Source organism: Butyrivibrio sp. ob235, assembly GCF_900109475.1.
GTDB lineage: Bacteria > Bacillota > Clostridia > Lachnospirales > Lachnospiraceae > Butyrivibrio.
Map to the genome: position 1 here is coordinate 205,686 of NZ_FOBE01000002.1, position 25,062 is coordinate 230,747.

Sequence of the window (25,062 nt, forward strand, 5' to 3'; positions counted from 1 at the left end):
GAAGGGGCACAACTTTTATTTACTTTTCTTTTTATATATAAGAATTCCTGCGACAATACCTGCGCATGCAATTATGCCACAAATAACCCATTTCAAGTTATCATTAGCAGCACTCTCTACTTGCTTCTCAACAGGCATAGCTTCTACAGGTGCTTTAACTTCTTCCTTTACAGGCTCTACTTCTTCTACGGGTTCACTTACTGATTCCTCTACGGATTCCTCTGCTACTTCCTTAGCTTCCTCCGTCTTCACAAGCAAGTCCTTAGAGATATAATAATTCTGCAGGATATTTATAGGAAGTATTACATTTCCATTCTCATCAGCTGTAGCCTTCATGAATTCCTCATAGTCTTTTCCTGCCTTGCTAGACTTTGTGTACAGATTAAATTCTGCATATTTTTCATCTTTCCCCATAGGTACTTTAATCCAGAGCGTGTATCCAAGATCTGTAAATGAATTTTTTTGGGATACTGGGGATACGACCATGATATTATCCTCAGCTGCGATATCTATGCCAAGTTCAATATCTTCATCAGTTTCTACCTGCGGAAAGATTACTGAATAAACAATATTCCCATTATCATCTACGAACTGAATTTCGCCATTTTCCTTACCTGTTGCGGTTCTCTCTATTTCCCATGCAGGCATTGTCTTATTCTCTGCAGAATTTTTCACCTGAATATAACAACTGTCGGCAATTCCGTCATATAAAAAGTGATCGAAAGCATCAAGAGCATCTTTATTGATTTCATCGTAAACACCGTGACTGTATTCCTTTTCGGGCTGTGTTTCCACCTTGGTTTCTTCCTTGACTTCTTCAGGCTGCGTTTCTTCTGTCTGTGGCTGCTCGGCTACCGGCTCTTCCTGCTTCTGACTTTCAGTTGCCGTTGCTTCTGCTGCCGTTTTTGCACCGCTAGGAATAACACCTCTAGCTTCAGCAATTTCGCGTAATTTATCGTAGTCATTTCCGCCTGGACCTGCCGCCACCCATGCTTCGGTATATAATGCTGGATCAATAGCAACTGTATAGCCCATGGCTGCGTATTTCGCATTCATTTCAGCAATTTTTGCCTGTTCTTGTTCGGCCGGGCATTCTATCTGTACTACTATGATTTCGCCTGTTGAAGGATTGTAATAGGGGTGATCTGCAGTATAATACATTTCCATATAATTAGGCACATATAATAGCACCACTAAACATAATGCCACACCTAAAACACTTAATATACGAACTACTCTGTTTTTCATTATATCTACTCCTTTGACATCAAAAATAACTATTTCCGCAATCAAAAAAGCACCGTATTTCTACGATGCATCATGTTGTCTGCAACTGGCTATCTCGTAGAGATCCTATAGTTTTGCGTCGCCGAATTGCTTCGGTTTTGCCTTTGAATATTTATCTGTAATTTAATAACAACATATCATATTGTGATTATCTCCACAATGTTTATTTTCACAATCCACTCTTAAAATTTTCTAAAGAGAGGAGCGTGATTATCATTATTTCTTATCAGCCATTATGGAAGACAATGCAAGAAAAAGGCATATCACAGTATGCCCTTATTAAGGCTGGAATAGATAATAAGACACTTGATTCTCTTAAGAAAAGCAAGAATATTACACTCTTAACACTTGAAAAGCTGTGCAATATTTTGGAATGTACACCAAATGATGTAATAGAATTTATTCCATAACAGTTTCACTGAGCTGTGAATTATTCTTTTTTACTAGCGGAATAATAATCGAAGTAATGTATTTTCCACCGATATCATCTTTTGAGACATATGGATTATCCCAGTATCTGGAATCAAAGCTATATTCCCTATTATCTCCTAATAAAAAATATGAATCAGCAGGAACTTTAAACTCCTTATCACAATATGTCAAAACATCTTCTGAAAGATAATCTTCTGCAAGTAGTAGTCCGTTTATGTATACATTCCCGTCTGTGAATGATACATTATCTCCCGGCAGACCAATAATCCTTTTAACAAATACCTTATGTTCTGTTTGTTCATTTGAAAAATAAATGATGTCACCTCTTTGTGGTTCATGAGTAATATACGCTAATCCATTTGAAAAGGTAATACTGCCAGTCATGATAGTAGGTTCCATAGAACCGCTCTGACATCCTCCGATTATGATAACCTTTGACAAAACTATATATAAAATGAAAAAAGGAAGTATTGTCAATCCAAGATCAGTAAGAAGGGTTCTATCAAATTTTATTCCTGCGCTTTGTGAATGGTTATTACTAATAAGTCTTTCTTTTCTGCGCGAGTAAAAAATAAAACTCATGAGAATGCAGATGATTATTGTCAGGATATATTTATATGGTTTCATAACAAATCCCTTATTTTATGATGAATGTCATTATCCTTTAAGAATTTAAAATTCTTTTATAAACACGTTGATTACCTTCACGAAATCAGCCTCTATGCTTGATTTGACTGAATTATAGCATAAAAACAAAAAAAGTATTGTGCATATATTCACAATGTGATATATTAAGCGATGCATGAATAAATCATAAAAAGGCATTAAAATGCCAATGATGCAATGCATTATGATTTTTAATAATAGTTATAATACGATTACAGTCAAGGAAGTTGTTATTATTTGCCAATTCCCAATTATATTTTTTAATTTTACACTTAAAGTATTAAAATCAGTGTATAGTAACGTGATGGATAAATGATAAATAATGTCAACATATGATTGAGAACTTATTTTTAAATATTTGAAATATATAAGGAGATAATCAAGAGTGAGAATTTTATCAAAAAGCATCAAAAAAACTATTATTGCTATGTCATTAGTGACAGGAATCTTATCGGGGAGTATTATGCCTAATACTTCTAGCAGCATCATTACAGCTTCTGCTAATACAGGAAGCGTAGAACATAGGCTCCATTATTATTTCCTTCAGACGGATGCAGAGCGTGCTTGCTATGATGCAATAATTGAATCAGCAAAAAATCCGCTTCCAATAGGGACAAACATATATAGGATGTCTAACGAAGATAAGATCAAATATGGTATCGAATTACCGGAGGGGGCCGACAGCCCTACGCCGATAGGTATTGCGCACAATGCAGTAGAGGCTGATTATCCGGAAATCATGGAATATATAAGATATGGTTTTGAAGCTGTTGATGTATGGCATGACGACGAAAACTACACGAGTTATATGGTTGCTAAAATTCGGGATAATAACAATTATTCCATATGGGACAACCAAATCAAAAGCAAAATTGCAACTATGAAATCGGCCATTGTCAGCGCTGGTTTATACGATCCGCAAGATATTCCTAAGTCGGTCTTAAACATTCATGATTATTATGTCAAGCAGCTTGAATATGATACCGCAGGACAGTTTAACGGAGATTGGGGAGCTGACTGCAGGACAGCATACGGTGCATTAGTACAGGGCAAGGCTGTATGCGTAGGATATTCCCGTGGCTATAAGTGCCTTCTTGATGCATTCGGGATTGACTGCGCTATTGTTAGCGGAACCAGCAACGGGGCAGGACACGAATGGAATGTCGTAAAGATTGGCGATGACTGGTACGAGCAAGATCTTACCTGGGCAGATACAGAAGATTTAACAGGCTCAGTTGATCATAGTTATTTCAATAGGACCACTTCTGATTATGCTAATAAACTAAAGAAAAAGCACGTCAGAAACAGTACAGGTCTTGATTCATACATTCCTCTCGCAACCGGCACAACCTATACCTATACATATATTGCCAAGGGCGTTTCAGATGCAGATTATGTCGAGGCAACTGATGTCAGATTTAATGAAACAAGTGGAATTTTACTTTACGTTGGCGATAGCATGAAACTTGACGTCACTGTTACTCCTGCCAATGCTACCGAAAGCCCTGAGTTTAGAATACTTGGCGATGACTATTCTACATTGTCAGATTTCTGTACCGTAGAAAATGGCGTTATCACAGCACATCGCGCAGGAGAAGGCTCTATCGAAGTTCATATAGGCCGCACCTGGGGAAATCATAGACTTTTGGAAGTAAGAGAGCGCCCTGTTACAACAGACAATATCTCTGACGCAGAGCAGGGTAATACATCCAATTCCTCAACCTCAACCGATAACAGTGGCAATACATCAACACCTGCAACGGGTGATAGCACAACCACACCTTCATCTGATAATGGCAATTCAGGTAGCAGTACTGCTCCCGCACCCTCAACCGGTGGTTCAGGTTCAGTTCAGCCCTCATCAGGCGGTAACGGCGGTTCATCAAACGGTCCAGGCACAACAGGCGGTTCCGAACAGCCATCAGGCAACGCCCAGCAGGGAAGCGGTTTATCAGCGGGAAATCAGACTTCCGGCAATAGCGGAAAGGTGACACCTTCCGATATAACAGACGCTACAAATAATACAGATACAGCAGAAGTATCAAAGAACAAAGAGCCTGAAAAAACTGTCGCAGAGAAAACAGCCGTAGTCGCAAGAGCATCAGAGTTTACCGTAAATAATCTCATGTTTAAGGTTACTTCGGATAGCACTGCTGAATTTGAATCTTCTACAGGTAGCAGCACAAAAACAGTGTCAGTACCTTCAAATGTAACAGATGAAAATGGCAATTCCTATGTTATTACAAGAATCTCATCTGGTGCGTTCAAGAACAACCGAAAACTTACAAAGGTAACTATTCCCAGTACCGTAAAGCAGATCGGTGCAGGAGCCTTTTATGGATGCACGAACCTTAAGACAGTCACAATCAATGTCTCAGCAGATGGAGACATCAAGATTGACAAGAATGCCTTTAAAAAGCTCAAGAAGGGTTCGGTCATCAAAGTAAAGGGCTGCAAGGGCAAGGTTAAGAAGAAGGTAGTAAAGGCTATCGAGAAGAGAATTGACAAGAAGAGAACTAAAGTAAAGTAAATAAAAGCTAAGGCGTCATAGATATAGCTCTATGGCGCTTTTTTGAAGGAACTAATCCTCCAAAGTCGTCTATGGCTTTGGAGGATTTTCTATGTCAAAAAAAGGCACAAACGAAATGATACAGCAAGTCAAGTAAAAATACTTGACTCTGAAAATGATTTTCATTTATCTTTAAATAAGTTGCAACAAAATTATGTAAACCAATGTAAATGCATTTACCCACTACTACGAGGAAAAAATAATGACAATAAAAAGTAAATTGATTGCATCCGGCATTTGGGTATATCCAGTGAGCCTGATAGCAATGTATATCATTTTGGATCTTTTGTTCTGGGGCAGAAGCATTACCCCTGCTGGACATTTATTAGCATGGGGAATGGCGCTTATACCTTCATTGATTATATGCGGACAGAATATAGTCAAATATTGCTTTCAGAACAAAAGAGATTTCAATTTTATTGATTATGAAATTGAAAAGGCGCATCCAATGACACCTGAAAAGCTGGCATGTATGTATCCATCTGTTAAGGATAAGTTTTTAGCAAAATCACCAGATGGATTCATTCTTGGAAAAAAGGGGAACTCTTATGTCAGGATACCGCTTGTGGATGATGAAACACGTTTTGGAGCAATTGTGGGAGAACCGGGTTCCGGAAAGAGTGCAAATCTGATCATTCCATCACTTCTTGCAAATTTTTATGATGTGGGTGACAACCTGGCAGCATTTGTTGTGGATATCAAACCGGAACTGGCATATAAAAGTGTCGATATGCATAATCGTAGATCGATTAGAATAGTCAATCCAACTGATCGTACTACTTGGGGATGGGATGTCTATTATGATATCGATGAGAATTCTTCTGATGATGAGGTGGTAAAGACACTTACAGCTCTCTCTCATGCGCTAATTGTGTCAAATAATAATTCGGATATATTTTTCGTGAACAAAGCGCGTGATGCATTTTGCGGAATGATGCTTTTCTATTTTAGGGAAGGATATGGATTCATAGATTCTGTAAAGAAGCTATTGGCTTGTAATCCTTCTGAAGAAATACCGTATATCATCTCTGTGACGGGAAAAGATAAGAGAGTATATCAGTACCTTAAGCAGTTTGAAGGTGATGAAACTAATGCAATGAAGGATGCCATTAGTACAATGAGGGAACATCTGACAGTGTTCTTGTTTTCAGAAGTGCAGTATGCCCTTCGTGATAATCCGTTAAAGTGTGATCCGCAGGATCTGAATAAGGGCAAGTCAATTTTTTTATCTTTGCCGGAAAATTTATTGGATGAATATAAGGATTTGTTTCGGCTCATTCTTGCGCAGACGCTCAAAGCAATGGAATCCAGACCGGATGATTCTGAGCCGGTATTGTTCATTTTTGATGAATTCGGACGCATTGGAAAGGTAGACAGAATAAAGCATAGTCTTGCGACGCTCAGATCAAGAAAGTGCCATATTTACATGGCTTTCCAGAATATCAGTCAGATAAGGGAAATATATGGCAATGAAGGAGCTGACGGGATTCTTGGAATGTGCAGAGTGAAGGTGTTTACAGGAACTACAGACATTAACACTATACGCAGTATAAAGGAATTGGCAGGATCATTTCAGCAGAAAAAAAGGACATACAAAAGCAGCAACGAAATCTTTTCCCGAGATGGAGATAGTATTTCCTTTGAAACTGTGAATGTTTTGGATACTGAGGATGTACTAAGCCTTGAGGAAAAGGATGAAATCATAGCCTTTATTGATGGGAAATATTATCGATTCAAGAAGAATCCATACTATATGGATCCTGTTTTAAAGGAAATCAATGAAGAAGTTATTAGTGAGAACAATTTGTATAAGGAGATGTAAAATGTACGATTTTGAAACTTTCACCGAAGAACTCAAGACCAGATTAGAGGACGAGTTAGGTGACAACTATAATATTACTGTTCAGCCGATGGTTAAGACTAATCGGAGGGAAACAGGAATAGTAATTAAGAATAAATATTCTGATACAGCCCCGGTTCTTTCAGCTGAAAATCTTTATGAGGATTATAAGAACGGTACTGTAGAGGATGAGATTGTAGGAATAGTCAAAGGTGCGATAGAGAACACACCTGATTTTAGTTTATCAGATATTGATAAAGAATCTGCAAAAGAGCATATACGCTTATCACTTATGTCATACGATAGGAATGCTCAGCTTCTGAAGGATGTTCCACATGAGAGAATAGCAGATCTTGCTGCAATTCCTCGCTGGTATATAGAGGATGGAATGTCTTTTATTGTTAATGATAAGGTTTGCCGGAATCTTAGGCTGACTAAGGAAGAAGTCCTGGATATGGCACATTCTAACCTGGAATCAGGAAATTATACTGTAAGGTCTATGGGAGCAGTATTAAATAATGCGCTGAATTCTGAACATGGTATGGGAGCTTCTTTTTTTCCGGAAAGTGAATTTAAGATGTTTGTTGTCTCGAATGAGCAGGGAATAGATGGCAGCAGTGAAATCCTTAACCCTAGGGCGATGAAGGAAACAAGGGAAAAAATAGGAGAAGATTTTGTTATTCTCCCATCTTCCAGACATGAAGTGATATGTATTCCTAAATCTACTGCAAGCGATATCAGTTATTTCAAAGATATGGTACGTACTGTAAATAGAACTACTGTGGATATCAGAGACCAGCTTTCTGATAGTGTCTATGAATATAACGATAAAACAAGAACTATTTCTATCGCTGGACAGGAACACACTATTAAGAGAGCTGTTCCTATGAGGCAGCAGGCTATGTCAAGAGGTCGATGATCATGGATGATAAAACATATGAAAAGGCATTACAGGAAAAGCATCGCACAGCACTACAAAGAAACCGTGACAAGGTTATGGAACGAAAACGCAGAACACGGAGGCTTATTATTCGCGGCGCTATTTCGGAAACTGCATTATCAAAAATAGTTGATAATGCTGACCAGCTTACAGATGAGGAGTTCAAGGTGGCACTGGAAGCTGCCTTGAATCCTAAATCAAATGAATGCAGCTGAACCCTCGGAGAGCGCACTCATCATACCAAAGGTGTGATGTATAAGTGCGCCCTTCTCACGAAGGGAGACTGGTGCCGGCAGGCATATGTTAAAAATGGTGAATTTTTATGGGCATATATCACTTATCAGTAAATATAATAAAACGATCAGAAGGAAGGAGCAGTATTGCTGCTGCAGCATATATTTCAGGTTCCAAATTGACAAACTCCTATGATGGGCTCACACATGACTATACAAGAAAAGAACACATTCAATACTCGAATATATTACTTCCACAAAATGCTCCGATAGAATATCGGAAAAGAGAAACATTATGGAATGCAGTTGAAAAATCTGAAAAAAGCTCTAAGTCACAGCTTGCAAGGAGTATCGTCATAGCTCTGCCTAAGGAACTATCATTTGAACAGCAAAAAGAACTTTTGGAGCAATATGTTCAGGATAACTTCGTTTCAAAGGGTATGTGTGCTGATTTGGCTATACATAACCCTCCAAAGACAAACCATGTTGGAATTCCCATAGATGAAAATGGTAATCTTACACATGATCCGGCGCAGATGAACTACAATAATCCTCATGCGCATATTCTTCTTACCATGCGTCCAATAGATGAAAAAGGAAAATGGGAGTCAAAGTCACAGGTTGTATATATGTGCAAAAAAGGAATGGAAGAGAAAGGTTTTACTGCTAAGGAATATAAAGAATGTGCTTCTGAAGGATGGGAAAAACTGTACTCATATATAGATGGCAAAAAGAAAAGGTGGCTAACAGCTTCTGAGGGAGAACAGTTTGGACTGAAAAGAGCAAATCGTTCACCAAAAACTGCACCTTTTGGAAAAGTGAATCCAATAATAGAAGAATGGAATTCATTGGATACACTAAAAGCTTGGCGTAAGAATTGGGAAATTGCAGCCAATGAAGCATACAAAGCTTATGGATTAGATGAAAGAATTGATTCCAGATCTTTTGCTGATCAGGGAAGAACCGATGAAATACCATCTATACATATCGGGCCTGCTGCCTCTCATATCATGATGATTGATAATTCTATTCCGGATAGAGTAAGTTTGAATCAGTATATTGGAAAATATAATAATTGGCTAAACCGGGCGGCAGAAAGATATCATGAGACTATCGAGAAGATAAATACATATATTTATAATACTGCGCTTAATATTCTGAATGCGAAAAATATGCTTGCTAAGCTGAAAAAGAAAAAATCAAAATTAGAATCATATAATGACAAGCTGGATAATGAAATATCTTCCTACTCATCCATTATAAATTTGGTTAAAAACGAATTTAATTATGCAAAGCAGGCAAATATAGTTTCGAAGAAGAAAATTGAAAAATGGCAAAAAGAATACTTAGCCTCTCCAATGTTTAATACTATTCACAGAAAAAAGCTACAGGAAAAAATCAGTAGGGAAGAAAAAAAGATAGTAAACCGTGAAGAAAATCTTTTGCTACTTGAAGCAAACTGTAATATTTCAGATGAAAAAGATATTGAGACAGTTGAGGCAGCAGTACTTGAATTGACAGATAAACATGAAAAAATCCGGGAGCAAATTGAAAAAACAGACGCCTCGATCAGAGAATACATGGAAAAGGCTGATATGGCAGCAGGTATTACTGATCCAATGATACGACAGGCAGTGCAGGAAGAGGTTGATAGTATATTAGAAGCTAATATATCACAAAACAAGCTATATATGATATACTCGACTAAAGAAAAACAAAGAGGTTTGTAACATTGGAAACAAGTATTTCAAATGCAATTAGTACTGCTGATCAGAAGGCTCAGTATGATGAGGCAGTTAAGCGGCTTTTGTCTGAAAAGATTGTGCTTGCATGGATTTTGAAGGAGTGCGTATCAGAATTTAAGGTGTACACCGTTCAACAGATCATGAAGGATTGTATCGAGGGTGAACCCAAGGTTTCAGTGGTAGCTGTACACCAGGATGAACTTGATGCTGATGAAGAATTAGCCGATAAAAGAATTGAAGGCAGTAATAATGAGGATAGCTCCATAAAAGAGGGTAAAGTATATTATGATATCAGGTTTAATGCAATTGTACCTGACACAAAGGAGCCAATTCATCTTATAATAAATATAGAGGCTCAGAAAAGTGATAATACAGTATATCCTATTATCAAAAGGGCTATATATTATTGCAGCAGAATGATATCTTCACAGAAGAATACAGTATTTACGAAAAGTCATTATGAAAAGATTCGCAAAGTGTATTCTATCTGGATTGAGATGAATGTTAGTGAAGAGGATAAGAATTCTATAACAAAGTACAGTATTTCTGAGGATACTATCGTCGGAAATGCAAAAGAAGAAGTAAAGAATTACGATCTTTTATCAGTACTTCTTGTACGCTTAGGAGATCCCGACAAGGCTGACGAGAAATCAATTTTAAGATTGCTTGATGTGTTATTATCAGCAGAAAAGAAACCCGACGAAAAGAAAGAACTCCTTGAAAAGGATTTTGATATACCTATGTCAGCTACCATGAGTAAGGAGGTAAACAGTATGTGCAATTTAGGTGAAGGATTAGTTGAACAGACATCTATAAAGAATAAAGCGGATTTTGTACTCAGATTAATGCAAAAGAAGCATTATGATATCAATGAGGCATTTGACCTTGCAAATGTTTTAGAATCTGAGAAGGCAGAAGTTACAAAATTGGTTGATGAGCAACTTGCTGTGAAATAAATTTGGCATAAAAGGAAGTGGTCGTAGTAGTGGTCGTAATGAAATAAGAGTGCTGAAAAACCTCCTTTCTATGCGGTTTTTAAGTGGTGGTCATTGCTCCGATTCCCGTTGCCAGCTCGAAAAAGAAAAAACCTCAAGGCTTTTATGGCCTTGAGGTTTTTTGCTGCTGTGCGCCTAGCGGCGCACGTTTCTAACGGGTTCAAGTCCCGAATCCGCCCGGTAGTGGGAAGGATATAGCCGAAGGCAAGGGTGTCCGCCGCGAGGCGGAATCTGAAGGAAGCTGGATGTGGGGAACATACTAACCTACGGGCAAATCTCTGGTCTGACGTACAGAAATCTCATACAAGGTTATGCATGAGGGTAAGGCTGCAGCCCAAGTCGAAGCCCAATAACTACACGGAATCATGCATGATAAATGAGGCAGATGGATGGAGAGGAAGAAACGTGTGGTACCTAGGGAGATCTGCGTGAAATGCTCTGTAAGGAGTAACCACCGTACAAGGAAACGAGGCGGTGCTGAACACGCAGAAGTCAGCAGAGGTCATAGTAGGGACATGGACATGGAAACATGGACATGCTAACCGAAGGACCGAATCAGTAGGAGTCTTAAGTATGACCGAGAAAGGAGGAATGACCGCTAATGGCAGAAAACATAGATAAAAATGGCTGTTCGCAAAGAGATAGTGCGGAACACGAAGGGTATGCGAAAGCGCTTAGGTCATTCAATCGGATATGGAAGGAAAGAGACAGTGCACAGCCGAAGCTCTTGGAAGCGATACTGTATAAGGATAACTTTAACAGAGCGTACAAAAGAGTTAAGGCAAACAAGGGAGCGCCAGGTATTGATGGTATGACCATTGAAGAGGCACTTCCGTACCTTAAGGAACATCAACAGGAGTTAACTGACCGCATATACCGCGGCAAGTATACCCCATCGCCAGTCAGGCGAGTTGAGATTCCAAAACCAGATGGTGGTGTGCGCAAGCTTGGCATACCCACCGTGATAGACCGAATACTCCAACAGGCAATAACTCAACGGTTAGCGCCAATCTATGAACCATTGTTCGCGGATGGAAGCTACGGCTATCGTCCAAACAGAAGCGCAAAGGATGCTATGCAGAAGGTAAAGGAATACGCAGAACAAGGTTACACTTTTGCGGTAGTCTTGGACTTATCAAAGTATTTCGACACCTTGAATCATGAAATCCTTATCACTCTCCTCAGAAAGAATGTGAAGGATGAACGTGTAGTTCAACTAATAAAGCGTTATCTGAAAAGTGGGGTAATGGAAAACGGAGTGGTCATTGATACAGAGGAAGGTTCACCGCAAGGTGGAAATCTATCTCCGCTTCTTGCGAATATCTACCTCAATGAGTTCGACCAAGAGTTTCTGAAAAGAGGTGTGCCCTGTATAAGATATGCAGATGACATCGTTCTTCTTGCGAAAAGCAAAAGAGCATCAGAGAGACTCTTGGAAAGCAGTACTAAATATCTCGAAGAGAAACTGAAATTGACAGTTAACCGAGAGAAAAGTCGTACTGTTAGCGTGTTTGCTATCCGAAATTTTAAGTTTCTTGGCTTTGCATTGGGAAGGAACGCAAGTGGCATTTATGTCAGGGTTCATCCAAAGTCATGGAAGAAGTTCAAGTCAAAGCTGAAAGATTTATCTTCCCGTAAGTCTGTGCAGTCCATCAAGCCAAGCCTTGAGAAAATCAAGGTATATGTGAGAGGTTGGCTTAACTATTACGGCATAGCAAGCATGAAGAACAACATAGATGACATCAATGGATGGCTCTATCACAGAATTCGTATGTGTATATGGAAACAATGGAAGAAACCCAAAACCAAGATGAGGAATCTTACCAAAATGGGCGTTCCAGAATACTATGCGCACATGGCGGCTAACAGTCGCAGAGGACATTGGTTCAATGCAAATTTAACAACCGTAAAAAGAGCAATGTCAAAAGAAAGACTGATAAACAGTGGCTTCTATGATTTAGCCACAGCCTATCAGTCTGTGCATGTCAACTATTGAAAGCGCCGTATACCGAACGGTACGTACGGTGCTGTGAGAGGACGGGAGCTAATCACTCCCTCCTACTCGATTCTACAGACCTAAATAGTATTCTTTTGCCAGCTCAAATGCAGAAGCCATATATTTTTGTTCACTCTTTTTTATGCCGTTTTTTGAGGCGGTGTGTTCCCAAGAAATTGTGATAGTTCCGGCAATATTATTAACACACTTTTTGGCTTCATCTTTGCTTAAGTGATAAAACTCACAAGTATCGAGAGCTTTATCAAATGATCTGTAACCATTATCCATATCAATATTCATAGATAAGAATTCCTCACCTGCTACAGGGTTAATGTCAAAAACAGGAGATAGTTCCCATCTTGTGCCGTTCAAAATAAAACCATGATTTCTTAGGTGGTCGTCGTGATTAGAAATAGCTATATTAAAAACCATGCGGTTAAACAGTTCATGAAGATCTTTGTCAACTTCTGACGCAATATTACAGATAACTTCAGTGAGATCCAAATAACCTAATCCATCTGTTTCACCGTCTCTTGCTCCAAGCATTGTCATAGCAGAAGTGTAGTGGATGCGAAATTCTTTGCTATTTTCATACTTTCTGTCAAATCTTTTTGTTAAAAAAGTACTGCCAAGTTCACTAATATTCATGAGTTTTGTTTCGGGTACATTAAGACCACACATTAGAGCGAGGTCATTCGCAGTCTTTTCCCACGCACCAATATCATAATCGTCATTCTTGGATGGAAACTTTGCTATCCACAATGAACCATCAATGTCAGCCACATTTGCTTTAGGACGGGCACCACCAAGGGAAGAACCGGGGTTTACTAGTTGTTTTAACCATTTTTCGTCGGTATCTTTTTCATAGCCAAGAGAAATCTGTTCAAGTTCTCTTATCGCAGTTATAGGAGGAATAGAGTAGTTTTCGTCATTATCCAGAAAATCACCGTAAGGATCTGTCTTGTATCTAAAACCTCCGCTACGAAAACAATCCTGGACAGCTAAAAGATAGTCAGTCTCAAAAAACTTCTTGGGACGGCGTTTCTCTTTGGCTGCATATTTTGCTTCCCGTCTTTCGATGAGCTTACGTCCCCACCTATCAGGGCAGGAATCCTCAAATGCTCCAAAAAGTTTCTTGTCCTCAGAATACGTCCTATAAGGTGTCTGAGGTATAGTGGGATCAAGCATAAGGTTTGAATGAGATCCTAACCAGTTATTATCGTATTCAAAAGAAACCACCTCGCCTCCGCTAATGATTCCTCGGTGGATTATTCCTATAAGTTCATTATTAAGCCATCCGGCATAAACAAATATATCTTTATTGTCACTCATGTTTCCTTACCCTCCGGGGTACTTTTATATCAAGATCCTGAATGGTCCGTCCTAAGACATCGTCTTTGGCAATTAGAAGAATGTCATCAGAGAGCCCCAGAACATTAAGAACAGCCAGGTACATTCCCATTGATACAGAAGGAGAGCCCTTTTCTATCTGTACAACAGTAGATCTGCCAACACGTGCTCTCTCAGCAACATCTTCCGCGGTAAGATGCCTTCTTAATCTGGCGAGTTTTATCTGTTCACCGACAGTCTGTAGTTTCTTTTGTGTTTTAGGTAATAATAAAGCAGTTCTTCTACCCATAAAATGCTCCTAATGTTTTTATTTAAATATATTATATGCTTAAATGTGTTTAAATACAAACATTATAAAGATAGATAACTTTAATTAACGATAACTTTAATTTGGTAAATAGCGGCATTTGTTGCTTTAAAAAAGGTATTGATCTCAAAAGTGGGATCGGAAAGAATACAGCTTGTTACTATAAGCAGGCCTTCTGCGCATGTAGAATACGAGCCGTATAGCTTTGTAAAAACAGAGGAAGAGTTAAAAGAAGCAGTAATGAACATGTAAATATGTTTTCGCAACTCACTATTATCCGATTTCCGTTGCCAGATTGCCCTTAAATCCAGATGTGTTCTGGGCTTAAGGGTTTTTTATTGCTTGAAAATAGTGGTCGTAACTCTTCCGTTTAACTAACATTACTTTATTATGTTCATTTTTTAGTATCCTATTGAACTGTCCTTATGTAGTGAAGAGCAGTACTTTTGTCTGCATACCCTGGAACAAGTCTCAAATAAGTCGGACTATTACAGAACACTACTGCTAGTGTACTGGGAATGTTTTTATGGGGATTAAGAAATATTTATGTTATATTTTGCGTTTGGAAGTCATATGCAACAAATATTGAAGGATAGGTCAGGGTTGTTGTGCTTGAAAAAAATGAATGCAACAAATAAGGAATAAACAGTTGAATTTATTGTGCTCACAGAAAAAGCAAACAACAAATATAGAAGAGGTGTTTAGGTTTATTGTACGTTCAGAAAAAGCACGCAATAAATATAGAAGAATCCATTAGATTTGTTGTTCCCAAAGTAAAATGCAATCGCAAAGAATAAAATAAAAGAGTTCAGCCAGATTATAAAAAGAGTAAAAAATAATGCAGATAATCATTCTTAAATAAGGTATAATACATAAAGTTATAAACTTTCCAAGGAGGAACAAAGACATGGTGATGTTTTTAAAGCTTAGAAGTATCTGATAAGCATGGAACCTTATCAGAATAGTTTCATGCTTGTTTATCGTGACCGGAAAACAAACTATTTGAAATAAGGAGATAACTATTATGATACTTCAGGACAATATAATTAAAGAATATTTACGTAACGTTTATTTTATTACAGGAACACCTTGCGGAGGAAAGACGACAATATCGAGGGCACTGGGTGAAAAGTACGGAATTCCGGTGTATGACATCGATGAGCAGTTTCCTTTTCATCAGGCAATATCGGACAGCGAGCATCAGCCGAATATGAATAAGCAGTTCAGGGATGCTGATGAATTCTTCGGACGAAGCGTGGAGGAATATAAAGCGTGGCTTCTGGGGAATCTGAAGGAACAGCTGGATTTCATAATCCTTGATCTGATTAAGCTTTCTCAGAACGGAAGAGTTATTTGCGATTGTCACCTTACAATGGAGCAGATTGAACAGTTATCCGATCCTTCCAGGGCGGCGTTTATGATAACCGATCCGACGGATTTGGTTGAGACTTACTGTGACAGGCCTGATCATCAGGACTTTAGCGACTTCATTCACAGTGCAACTGATTATGAGAAGGCAAAGAAGACCTGTACGCAGACACTGTACGAGCTCAATATGGAGAAATATCAGGAGATTAAACGCAGTAATTTCTTCTGGCTTGAGCGAGACTACAACAGAAGTGTTGCAGATACGGTAGCTTTGGTGGAAAAGCACTTTGGATGGCATAAGCTTCAAGACTTTGAAATTGTTAAGGTTGAGAAAGGTACGCAGCTTGCGGATGAACTGCTTTCATTTGTCAAAGACAGCTCCTGGGATGAGGTAAAGGATCACATATCAGAGATGATAACAAACTGGAATTTTTCGGACTGGGAAGCAATGTTTGTTGCCAGAGAAGGCGGAAGGATCATAGGAATGACCTCGGTTTTAAAGGAGGATTATTATCCGCTTCCGGAGTACTATCCATGGGTATCCTGTGTGTATGTGTCTGAGGAATACCGCGGACAGAGAGTCAGTGAGAAGCTGATTTCTCATGCAAATGTGTATTTGATGGAGCAGGGCTTTAAGAAAAGTTATATTCCATCAGAATTCACAGGCTTATATGAACGGTACGGATATCATTATATAAAAGAAATAACCAATTATGGTGGAACAACCGATCATTTGTATGCAAAGGAATTATGATCAGTTTGTTAAAAAAGATTTTCTATAAAAAACGTGGGGCATGCTATAGCATGCCCTGATTTTATGTTATCATCAACTGGTGAACATCACATATTATATGAAAAAAGTTAGGGGACTATATCATGGGGAAAATATCAAAATTGTTAGTGACGGGATTTCTGTCCGTCATCTTGTTATCCGGCTGCGCGCAGCCTCCATTTGTGTCAAAAATGACTTCAGACAAATCTTATCTTGAATATGAATTCAGACGCGGTACCAGGGAAGAAGAGGAAGCAGGTAAATTTCTCGGCAGTGAGACCTGCAGTATTTATGATGAAATTGATGAGAATCTGTTTGCGTTGGCCTATGGACAGCTGAGGACACTTTTTGGTGAGCCTGACTATGAAACGGAAGACCTGGAAAATATGTATGATTATAACGTAGTCGCCACTGATAAGGATGGCAATGAATACTATATGTATGCTTACAGCGGCCCTACAGGACCTGCAATAGGCACGCGTGAGGATGATGAAAAAACTGAAAAAGCTGCAAGGGCTCTCGCTGAGAAAATCAAATCCGTGGAGCCTACTGATTACGACTACGTAGGTTACTACTTTGACTTTGGACTCACTGTCAAAATGGGTGTGAAAAATGGCAAGCCGTACTGCACCGAAAGCGGCGGCGATGGTGAGTTTTGAGAAACTGAAATGTTAAGAAAAACAATCTCCCTACAGCGGAGCCTGAGAAGTCTTTTTTGTAGGATGAAAGCATGTTTTCAAAAAAAGTGAAACCTTTTGTGGCTACCAATCCTCTTTATATTGTAACGATGAAAAGACAACGATTTTAAAATATGAAAAGGAGGAATAAGGCATTTTTTTGTGATAGGCAACTGATGGAAGTAGTGATAAAATGTTTAAGTGCGTATTCAGCTGCAAACGCGATGGATGATACGCAGGAGGGGACATATTTGTCGCTATCAAATATTGTATGAAGAGAGGAATTGAAATGAAGAAAACGATGAAAAAACTTTTAACACTGGTACTCACTTTATGTTGTTGTGCTTCAGTACTCTGTGGACACAGCATTACCGGTAAGGCACACGAAGGAAAATTTGCCGACAAAACAAATGTAAAACCGATTGCACTTAACACTCCGGTTTCAGGGGATATTCAGACAGAAAATGGTAATTGCTGGTATACATTTACCTCAAACGCGAGCAAAGATTTTTGGTATGTAATGGAGATGAAAAGTACCGGCCTTAATTCTTGTTGCCGTTTGTATGATGCAGACGGAGCAAATATTGAAACTGTATATGCAGGAAAAAATGAGACGAGATCCAAGTATGTAAAGCTCGAGCCTTCATCTGTATATTATGTACAGGTGCATGGTGTTTATTATGATAGTTACGGAAGTTTTGTGCTTACTATGAAAGCAGAGAATGATGAGGGGGATACTCTTGCTACTGCAACTCCGATACCAAACGAATACGCAGGAACAATTAAAACGGAAAATGATGTGGACTGGCTTAGCTTTAACTCAGGTGCTAATACCGCTGTTACGGTAACAGTTAAGAATATTGATGGAAGCGGTGTGACTGCTCAGGTGTTTAAGGCAGATGAGACAAGTGTGAGCGACTCTTATTATGCAGGTAAGGCGCAGTCAAATGAGAGAACTGTTTTAGTAAACGCCGGAACAACATATTATATAAAGGTGACAGGCTACTACGATGATGTGAGATATAAAATCTCTATTTCCGGAAGAGTAGATGAACCCAGCAAGGCTAAAAAGGCTAAGAGCATAAAGCTTAAGAAAAATGTAAACGGTATTCTTGATACTGATGATGATCATGACTGGTTTAAGGTAAAAGCCAACAAGAAGGGCAACTATAAATTCATCATTAAGAACACAGACTCCAGCAGTTTATTTTTGTCTGTATACAAGGGAAATAAGAAAATTGACAGTATCTACGCAGGAAAAGCAGATTCAAAGGTGCTTAAGTTAAAACTGAAAAAAGGCACATATAGAATAGAAGTGAACGGTAATGCCGGAAAATACGCTGTAAAGGTAAAAAGATAATCCGCCATTTGCTTATGAACTAAGAAAAATAGGTTATTGAATTACAAAAGGAATGCACAAGTATTAAAAAACTTGTCGCATTCCTTTTTTGTGCTCCAAAATCAACCGCCAAAACTTTTTTAATATTTTTCCCAAAAAAGTGAAACCTTTTTGATACTGCCTCCCTCTAAGTATTAAAGGGCAGGAAAAACGGAGGCGGTTATGCTTAGAGAAATTGATGAAAGCTGGATGAAGCTTATAAAGATGGGAAGAATACACAGGGGTAACAGATTACTTGCACAAATAAATTTTTTTAAAAAATGTGAAACCTTTTGTGAACATGCACCCTCTTTATATTGTAACGATAACCAACAATTTTTTAATGAAGAAAAGGGAGAAAAAAATTATGAGTACAATGAACAACGCAGCAGAGACAACAATGATGGATCAGGGAATGGTAAATGCAAATGAAGCACTGTTAAATAAGAAAAAGATTGGACTGATGATTTCTGCAGCGGCTATTATTCCTTTTATAATTAGTGCATCTTTAGGGGCAAAATATGAATGGGCAGATAATATGATTCTTGTGAATATTGTAATGGCAATTATATCGTATATCGTAAGCGGTGGAATCAGGAATATTCTTTCAATTGCGAAAAAGTGGGCGATTTTTGGATGGTTCGTATTTCCGTTTCCGTATGACCTGGCTACAGGAGCCGGTATGCTGGCACTGGCGATAATCTGCTTTATATATTTCCCATTTGCATTTGTTCTGTATGACTATATTAAAACACGAAAAAGCATGTAAAAATAAATGCTTATTAGTAATATGCAACTACTGATATGGATGGTAAAATTGAGAAGTGCGATTTGGTTAAATCTTGGCTGAATTTGCATGTAAGGGTGGCTTAAAATATGCCACATAGTTTGTTTGAGGGAATAAAAATGAAGAAAGAGGGAATAAAATGGCAGAAATGATGACAGAAAGTCAGGAAGCGCTGGTCCGGGCGGTGAAAGGTTTTGCGGCCGGCAGGGATGAAGTTTCATTTGAGAAGCTTTATAAACTGACGTACAAGAAGCTTTTTGCGTACATCCAGATGATGTCCAAGGACAAGGAAAAGACAGAGGATGTTCTGCAAAACGGCTATCTCATTTGTTACAGGAAAATTGATCAGCTTAGTGATCCCACTAAGTTCATGTCATGGATGAAGAATATCTGCTATCACGAGCTGGCGCACAGCTATGATGACAGGGTTACACTCCTTACAAATACGCAGAGCGCGGATGAGGATGTGGATGTTTTCGATACCATCCGGGACGATAAGATGGAGATGCCTGAGAAAGCAGCAGAGGATGCGAACCTCAAGAAGCTCCTTCTGAAAAATATAAATATGCTTCCTGAGAAGCAGAGAATGGCGCTTATCGCTTTTTACTTCGAGGACAGATCCATAAAAGAGATTGCGGAGTCCATGGGTGTTCCTGAGAACACAGTCAAGACCTACCTTAACAGGGCCAGGAAAAGCATGAACGATTCCATGAAATCCTATGCGGATGCAAACGGACTCAAGCTCGTTCCTTTTGCAGTTGTTCCGTTTATGGCTATGCTCTTTGGCGAGCATGCAAGTGCTTGCGAACTGCTTGCAGGAACAGGAAGCGCTCTATGGAACAAGCTTAGACCGTTGCTGTGGAAAGGCATAGCAAATGGTGCAGGCGCTTCAGGCGGAGCGGCAGGAACTGCCGGAACAGGCGGAGCCGGGGCAGCAGGTGTAAACGGCGTGGCCGGAGGCATAGGAGTTGGCGTAGGAGCAGCAGGTGCTACATCCGTAGGCCTTGGAATAAAAATAGCTATCTGCGGACTAATCGCCGTTTTAGTTGGCGGAAGCGTAGGAGCATTTGCTACCTATAAATATGTCGATAATAAGCGCAAGGCAGAACAGTCTGAACAATCCGATTTTTCAGAGAATCCAATGGATGATGCGAAAAAGATTATTCAGCTGGAAGAGGATCCGGTGCAAGTTGATGATACCGAGAATCCTTCTGACAGCGCAGATGGGGCAGAGGCTGAAAATAAAAAGGCAGAAGAGAATGAAAAGCCGGAAGAGAATCAGATTCCCGATCCTCATGAAATATGGGGAGATACTGAGATAACAGAGTACTATGACAGCAATCTCGGCGTTCATTTCTACCTTCCCACCGAGCTTAGTGTATCCCTTGAAACTCCCGAGTACTGGGGAGATGCCGGATCACTGGTTTATGTCACCGGTATGGGGATGAATAATGAGTATTTATTTGCCACAACCTATGTAACAAGAGAAGTGGCTGCCGGCGGTGATGCGGCAGTGGCGGATTACAGGATGGTTTCTGACGCCGGTGGCAGGATATATGAACTGGGATTTATTTCCGAATATGAAGATCCCGAACCTACAAGTGCTGCACTTTCATTCAGGGAGTCATACGCTGACAAAATTGCTGAGTCTGCGTACATTGACCCTAACGTAGAACCACGCTATATCAGTTTTTCGGTTGCAGATACAACCTGTGAAAAGAGCGACGGAAGTTATTGGTATGAGCACCATGCGCCGGACTGGCTTGAGGGTAGCCCTTCAGGTGTTAAAGAGTTAACCGTAGGCACAGATCTGCTCGCCGGAAGCTATTCTATCTATGGTACATTCGGCGCCGGATCAATAACTGTTACCGGTGCTGATGGCAGCGAAAAATACAGCTTCCATGACGATTTCAGCAATTGGGAGTCATGCGAAACCCTTGGGCACTGGCCGACAATAGTTGTAGAAGACGGCGATAAGATAAAACTTGATGCCGATGATGCTGACTGTTATGCGATCACTTTCTCGGATCACAAAGGCGCCGGAGCTTCTGCGCAAGGGGGCGGCCTTCCTTCCTGAAATAGCCGTGTATTAACTATATGAACGGGAAACTCTAAGTGATACAATAAAAATTATTACATAAGAAAAGGGGACAAAATAATGGACGAAAAAATCGAGTTAAAACTCACAAAGGGCAACATTTTAAGATTTCTGAATGCATGTTTTATTTTGCTGTTTTTCATGCCAACCATGGTGGTATCCTGCAGCGGTGAGACAGTTAAAATCAGTGCAAGCAAGATCACCTTCGGTTTTGAGGTTTTGGGGCAAAAAATCGATGGACATATAGCGGGAATCCTTATGCTGATTCTTCCCATTGCATGTCTGGTACTGCTGTGCCTTGCTCAGACAAGAGCTAATAAGAAGACAATCATAGTAATCAAGGTTTTAAATTTTATCAATTTTATTGCATGGGTAAGCTATTTCAATGGAGTAGATAAAGAGGCAAAGGAAAATTACTGCGAGTCAGAGATGACAGGATGGATGATTCTTCTGATGCTGTTCATGGTGATACACTGTGTGATCACATTCATGTGTCTGTTCCAGTCAAACGCTTCACTTCAGCAGCAGATTGAGCTTGCAGCAACAGGCGGAAATCCTGCGCAGATGCAGTATAACGGCTTTGGATCAAAATCAAAATGTCCGACCTGTGGTGCGGATGTTAAGGGCGGTGACATGTTCTGTTTGAAGTGCGGAACCAAGCTTAAAAAGACATGCCCGACTTGCGGGGCTGAGATGGATGGCGATTCAAGATTCTGTTCAAAGTGTGGAACGGAAGTTACGGAATAATTTTGGGAGGATATTTAAAAATGGCATTTTTTGAAGAGCTAGGATCAAAGATTTCCAAGGGAAGTCAGGACGCGGTTCAGAAGACAAAGGATATGGCGAGTGTTGTTAACCTCACAAACGAGAACAACAGCCTTGATAAGAAAAATGTGACAATTAAGAATCAGATGGGCATCAGCCTTTATGATGCAATTTTTGAAAAGATGAGTCTCGAAGACACTGCTAATACGGAAAGTCCCGTGCAGCTTCCTGCAGAGCTGTGGTCAAACCTTTGCCAGATGGCAGCTGAGATAAAAAAGAATGAGCAGACAAAGCTCGATAACAATGAAAAAATCAGAGACCTCAAGGGGGAGAGACTCTGCCCTAAGTGCGGTAAGCTTCTTCCTAGGGAAGCTGCCTTTTGTACTGCCTGCGGCGAAAAACTTCCTATGCCTGAACCCGCGCAGGCGCCTGTACCTGCAGGAAAGGTATGTCCGAACTGCGGCAAACAACTTAGCGATGATGCGGTTTTCTGCACTTCATGCGGAACACGTATAGAGGGAGAAGAGTAATTATGTTTTGCGCAAAGTGTGGAAATCAAATTGAGGACGGTGCTGCTTTTTGCCCCAAGTGCGGTGCGAAAATTTCAGGCAGCGACTATGCGAATGCGGCTTCCGGGCAGCCATGGAACCAGGCTCAGCCCGCGCAGCCTGACTTTATGGACAAAATAGAAAAAGAGTCAGCGAAGCAGAGAAACACCATAATAGGTATCGGAGTAGTAGCGGTACTGGCTGTTATCGCAGTGGTTTTCTTCTTTTCGGTAAGAAAACACACTATAAATCTGAATAAGTATGTAGAGATCACCTACTCAGGCTACAACACTTGTGGAACCGCTTCCTATACCATAGATAAGGATAAGTTCAACAAGGATTTCGGCAACAAGATCAAGTTTACGAAGAGCGGCAAAAAGTCTCTTATGAAGGACCTTGAAGGAGTACTTTCCGATAGCGAACTTGATCAGGCAAAAAAGTATGCCGGAAATCTGGATAAGCTTCTCGAGCAGTTCGGATATACTCCGGCGCAGATGGTTTCCGAAAGCCTTTACGGATCTGTTGATAATAACAGAGGCCTCTCCAACGGAGACAAGGTCACCTTTACATGGAACATCTCTGATAGCGACAAAGAGCAGATGGAAAAATACCTGAATATCAAGCTTAAGTACAGCGATATTGATGGAAAGGTTAAGGGACTTGAGGATGCCACAACCTTTGATCCATTTGAAGGCATTACCGTGTCCTTCACAGGTATAGCACCCGATGGACGCGCTGAATATACTCTCAATTCTTCAGGTGGTGAGTATAGCGCACTCTCATACAATTTTGACAAGAGAGACGGGCTTAGTAACGGCGACGAGGTAACTCTTTCCGTCAGCTCATCCTATGGCAGTGATAACATGGACTACTTTGTGGAGAACTATGGGAAAATTCCGAGCCCTACAGAGAAGACCTACACTGTAGAAGGTCTGAGTTCCTATATAACAGCGATGAGTGAGCTTGATCAGGATACACTTGCCAAGATGAATGCGCAGGCACAGGATGCACTCAAGGCCTACGCTGCCCAGAGCTGGAACAACGAGGTAGTTAAGCTTCTTAGTGCGGATTATATCGGAGCATATTTCCTTGCGGAAAAGCCCGGTACAGAGATGTATGACAAGAACTATGTCAGCCTTGTGTATAAGGTTAAGGCCAGTGTTTCAATACCCGAAGAGGGATATTATAATGAAATCAGCTTTTACTATTTCACCAGATTTAAGAATGTGATGAAGCTTGATGACGGAACACTCTCTTTTGATCTGAATAATTATGATACACCTTCCGACAGCTTCTCATTCGATACAGGCATAAACGACGGATGGTGGGGAACCTACAGCTACTCATTCCGCGGTTATGATAATACAGATACCATGTTCAACAAGCTCGTAACACAGTATGTTGAAAACTATTCATATGAGAGCACTGTAGCTGAATAATTTGATTTTATTTTATATTTAGAGGGAAAAAGTATGTTTTGTAAATATTGCGGAGCACAGATTGATGATTCGGCAGCATTTTGTCCCAAGTGTGGGAAAAAACTGGCAGAGGCGTCTAATGACTTTTATATGGGAGATGGTCTGCAGAAGAAAAAGTCGAACCTGCCCTTGTTTGCTGCAGTTGTGACGCTTTGCCTGGTTCTTGGAATAGGAGCAGGTGTGCTGGCGGTTCTTCATTTTACAAAGAGTAAGGATGCTGCGCAGACTGAGGAGACAGCGGCAGAAGTAAACGGAGAGGAAACGGATGACGGTCTTTTGTCAGCGCTTCCTTTGGGAGGAAATGATTCCGGAGAAGCCGGTGACGAGGCGGTTCAGGCAGACGTCCAGGAACAGACAGCTCAGGCTGAAGGCGAGGCTGCAGGATCAGGAAATGTCGACGATTTCCTTAAAGGTTCCGGTTCAGGTGATGCGACGGCTCAGCCTGCAGATACTGGTTTGCAGACAGATATAAACGCAGCTGCGGACTCCGGAATGGACGGTGCTGACCAGATGCCGAATAATGATTATATTCTTCCGGAAAGCAGCACAAGGCTTTATACCGAGAGCGAGCTTATGGGCTTTACAGCCGAGGAACTTCGAATTGCCAGAAACGAAATTTATGCAAGATACGGAAGACGCTTCCAGGATCCCGAGCTCCAGAGCTATTTTGATAGCAAAGCCTGGTATGTGGGACGTTTCGATCCCGATGAGTTCGATAAGTTCGGAAATGATATGCTCTCTGACATAGAGAAGAAAAATACTGATATAATAAAGAAGGTTGAAGATTTTAAATCTTAAGGATATTGCTTCATTGTAAAAACGAGTGGACTT

The 25,062-nt window shown here is 40.1% G+C and carries 23 protein-coding genes and 1 riboswitch; of the genes, 19 read left to right on the plus strand and 4 right to left on the minus strand.

Annotated features, from left to right (window positions below; all coding sequences use genetic code 11):
* Positions 1-15: 15 nt before the first annotated feature.
* On the minus strand, positions 16-1,248 hold the full coding sequence (locus BMW61_RS03370; RefSeq protein ID WP_091819808.1) for a hypothetical protein: 1,233 nt from the start codon (positions 1,246-1,248) through the stop codon (positions 16-18).
* A 77-nt stretch (positions 1,249-1,325) separates the two neighbouring features.
* Positions 1,326-1,400: riboswitch (cyclic di-GMP riboswitch) on the minus strand.
* A gap of 132 nt (positions 1,401-1,532) precedes the next feature.
* Here BMW61_RS03370 and BMW61_RS03375 point away from each other — a divergent pair.
* Positions 1,533-1,697 (plus strand): helix-turn-helix domain-containing protein, encoded by a 165-nt coding sequence (locus tag BMW61_RS03375; RefSeq protein ID WP_175475083.1) that lies wholly within the window; start codon positions 1,533-1,535, stop codon positions 1,695-1,697.
* Here the strand turns inward: BMW61_RS03375 and lepB are convergent.
* The gene (lepB, locus tag BMW61_RS03380) at positions 1,687-2,346 is read right to left on the minus strand and encodes a signal peptidase I (protein ID WP_091819809.1); all 660 of its coding nucleotides are present in this window, start codon (positions 2,344-2,346) and stop codon (positions 1,687-1,689) included. The two genes, BMW61_RS03375 and lepB, sit on opposite strands and share 11 nt — an antisense overlap.
* A 502-nt stretch (positions 2,347-2,848) precedes the next feature.
* Between lepB and BMW61_RS03385 the strand changes: the two genes are divergently transcribed.
* The 7 genes from BMW61_RS03385 to ltrA all read left to right on the plus strand — a co-directional run bounded on the left by BMW61_RS03385 (position 2,849) and on the right by ltrA (position 12,703).
* Entirely contained in the window at positions 2,849-4,915 is a 2,067-nt protein-coding gene (locus BMW61_RS03385) for a leucine-rich repeat domain-containing protein (protein WP_175475084.1), read from the plus strand.
* A 241-nt stretch (positions 4,916-5,156) separates the two neighbouring features.
* Positions 5,157-6,776, plus strand: a complete 1,620-nt coding sequence (locus BMW61_RS03390) for a type IV secretory system conjugative DNA transfer family protein (protein WP_091819812.1) — start codon at positions 5,157-5,159, stop codon at positions 6,774-6,776.
* A 1-nt stretch (position 6,777) separates the two neighbouring features.
* Positions 6,778-7,713, plus strand: a complete 936-nt coding sequence (locus BMW61_RS03395; RefSeq protein WP_091819814.1) for a DUF5688 family protein — start codon at positions 6,778-6,780, stop codon at positions 7,711-7,713.
* A 2-nt stretch (positions 7,714-7,715) separates the two neighbouring features.
* Positions 7,716-7,949, plus strand: coding sequence for a DUF3847 domain-containing protein (locus tag BMW61_RS03400; protein WP_091819815.1), 234 nt, complete (start codon positions 7,716-7,718; stop codon positions 7,947-7,949).
* 107 nt (positions 7,950-8,056) lie between these two features.
* Positions 8,057-9,697, plus strand: a complete 1,641-nt coding sequence (gene mobQ / locus BMW61_RS03405) for a MobQ family relaxase (protein WP_091819816.1) — start codon at positions 8,057-8,059, stop codon at positions 9,695-9,697.
* Positions 9,698-9,699: 2 nt separating this feature from the next.
* Positions 9,700-10,668, plus strand: coding sequence for a PD-(D/E)XK nuclease family transposase (locus BMW61_RS03410; protein WP_091819818.1), 969 nt, complete (start codon positions 9,700-9,702; stop codon positions 10,666-10,668).
* Between the two features lie 640 nt (positions 10,669-11,308).
* Positions 11,309-12,703, plus strand: a complete 1,395-nt coding sequence (gene ltrA / locus BMW61_RS03420) for a group II intron reverse transcriptase/maturase (protein ID WP_091819819.1) — start codon at positions 11,309-11,311, stop codon at positions 12,701-12,703.
* Between the two features lie 72 nt (positions 12,704-12,775).
* On the opposite strand, the gene BMW61_RS03425 is transcribed toward ltrA, so the two are convergent.
* Positions 12,776-14,035, minus strand: coding sequence for a type II toxin-antitoxin system HipA family toxin (locus BMW61_RS03425; protein WP_091819821.1), 1,260 nt, complete (start codon positions 14,033-14,035; stop codon positions 12,776-12,778).
* Positions 14,028-14,342, minus strand: coding sequence for a helix-turn-helix domain-containing protein (locus tag BMW61_RS03430; RefSeq protein WP_022760919.1), 315 nt, complete (start codon positions 14,340-14,342; stop codon positions 14,028-14,030). Before BMW61_RS03430 ends, BMW61_RS03425 begins: the two co-directional genes overlap by 8 nt.
* A 108-nt stretch (positions 14,343-14,450) precedes the next feature.
* Here BMW61_RS03430 and BMW61_RS22895 point away from each other — a divergent pair, with 108 nt between their 5' ends.
* The 11 genes from BMW61_RS22895 (at position 14,451) to BMW61_RS03480 (ending at position 25,029) form a co-directional block, all read left to right on the plus strand.
* Complete coding sequence (locus BMW61_RS22895; RefSeq protein ID WP_334292846.1) at positions 14,451-14,612, plus strand: DUF6718 family protein; 162 nt, start codon at positions 14,451-14,453, stop codon at positions 14,610-14,612.
* Positions 14,613-15,384: 772 nt separating this feature from the next.
* A complete protein-coding gene (locus BMW61_RS22390) occupies positions 15,385-16,482 on the plus strand; it encodes a GNAT family N-acetyltransferase (protein ID WP_242876603.1) in 1,098 nt (365 codons plus the stop codon).
* A 122-nt stretch (positions 16,483-16,604) separates the two neighbouring features.
* Entirely contained in the window at positions 16,605-17,159 is a 555-nt protein-coding gene (locus tag BMW61_RS03440) for a hypothetical protein (RefSeq protein ID WP_091819822.1), read from the plus strand.
* 307 nt (positions 17,160-17,466) lie between these two features.
* The gene (locus BMW61_RS03445) at positions 17,467-18,537 is read left to right on the plus strand and encodes a hypothetical protein (RefSeq protein WP_175475085.1); all 1,071 of its coding nucleotides are present in this window, start codon (positions 17,467-17,469) and stop codon (positions 18,535-18,537) included.
* 201 nt (positions 18,538-18,738) lie between these two features.
* Positions 18,739-18,987, plus strand: a complete 249-nt coding sequence (locus tag BMW61_RS03450; RefSeq protein ID WP_091819825.1) for a hypothetical protein — start codon at positions 18,739-18,741, stop codon at positions 18,985-18,987.
* On the plus strand, positions 18,923-19,324 hold the full coding sequence (locus tag BMW61_RS03455) for a hypothetical protein (RefSeq protein WP_139176198.1): 402 nt from the start codon (positions 18,923-18,925) through the stop codon (positions 19,322-19,324). Before BMW61_RS03450 ends, BMW61_RS03455 begins: the two co-directional genes overlap by 65 nt.
* 157 nt (positions 19,325-19,481) lie before the next feature.
* A complete protein-coding gene (locus tag BMW61_RS03460; protein ID WP_091819828.1) occupies positions 19,482-21,419 on the plus strand; it encodes an RNA polymerase sigma factor in 1,938 nt (645 codons plus the stop codon).
* Positions 21,420-21,500: 81 nt separating this feature from the next.
* Positions 21,501-22,187, plus strand: a complete 687-nt coding sequence (locus BMW61_RS03465) for a zinc ribbon domain-containing protein (RefSeq protein ID WP_091819830.1) — start codon at positions 21,501-21,503, stop codon at positions 22,185-22,187.
* 20 nt (positions 22,188-22,207) lie between these two features.
* The gene (locus BMW61_RS03470; RefSeq protein WP_022762744.1) at positions 22,208-22,735 is read left to right on the plus strand and encodes a zinc ribbon domain-containing protein; all 528 of its coding nucleotides are present in this window, start codon (positions 22,208-22,210) and stop codon (positions 22,733-22,735) included.
* 2 nt (positions 22,736-22,737) lie between these two features.
* Positions 22,738-24,192, plus strand: coding sequence for a zinc ribbon domain-containing protein (locus BMW61_RS03475; RefSeq protein ID WP_175475086.1), 1,455 nt, complete (start codon positions 22,738-22,740; stop codon positions 24,190-24,192).
* A 33-nt stretch (positions 24,193-24,225) separates the two neighbouring features.
* Positions 24,226-25,029, plus strand: a complete 804-nt coding sequence (locus BMW61_RS03480) for a YARHG domain-containing protein (protein WP_091819986.1) — start codon at positions 24,226-24,228, stop codon at positions 25,027-25,029.
* Positions 25,030-25,062 lie beyond the last annotated feature (33 nt).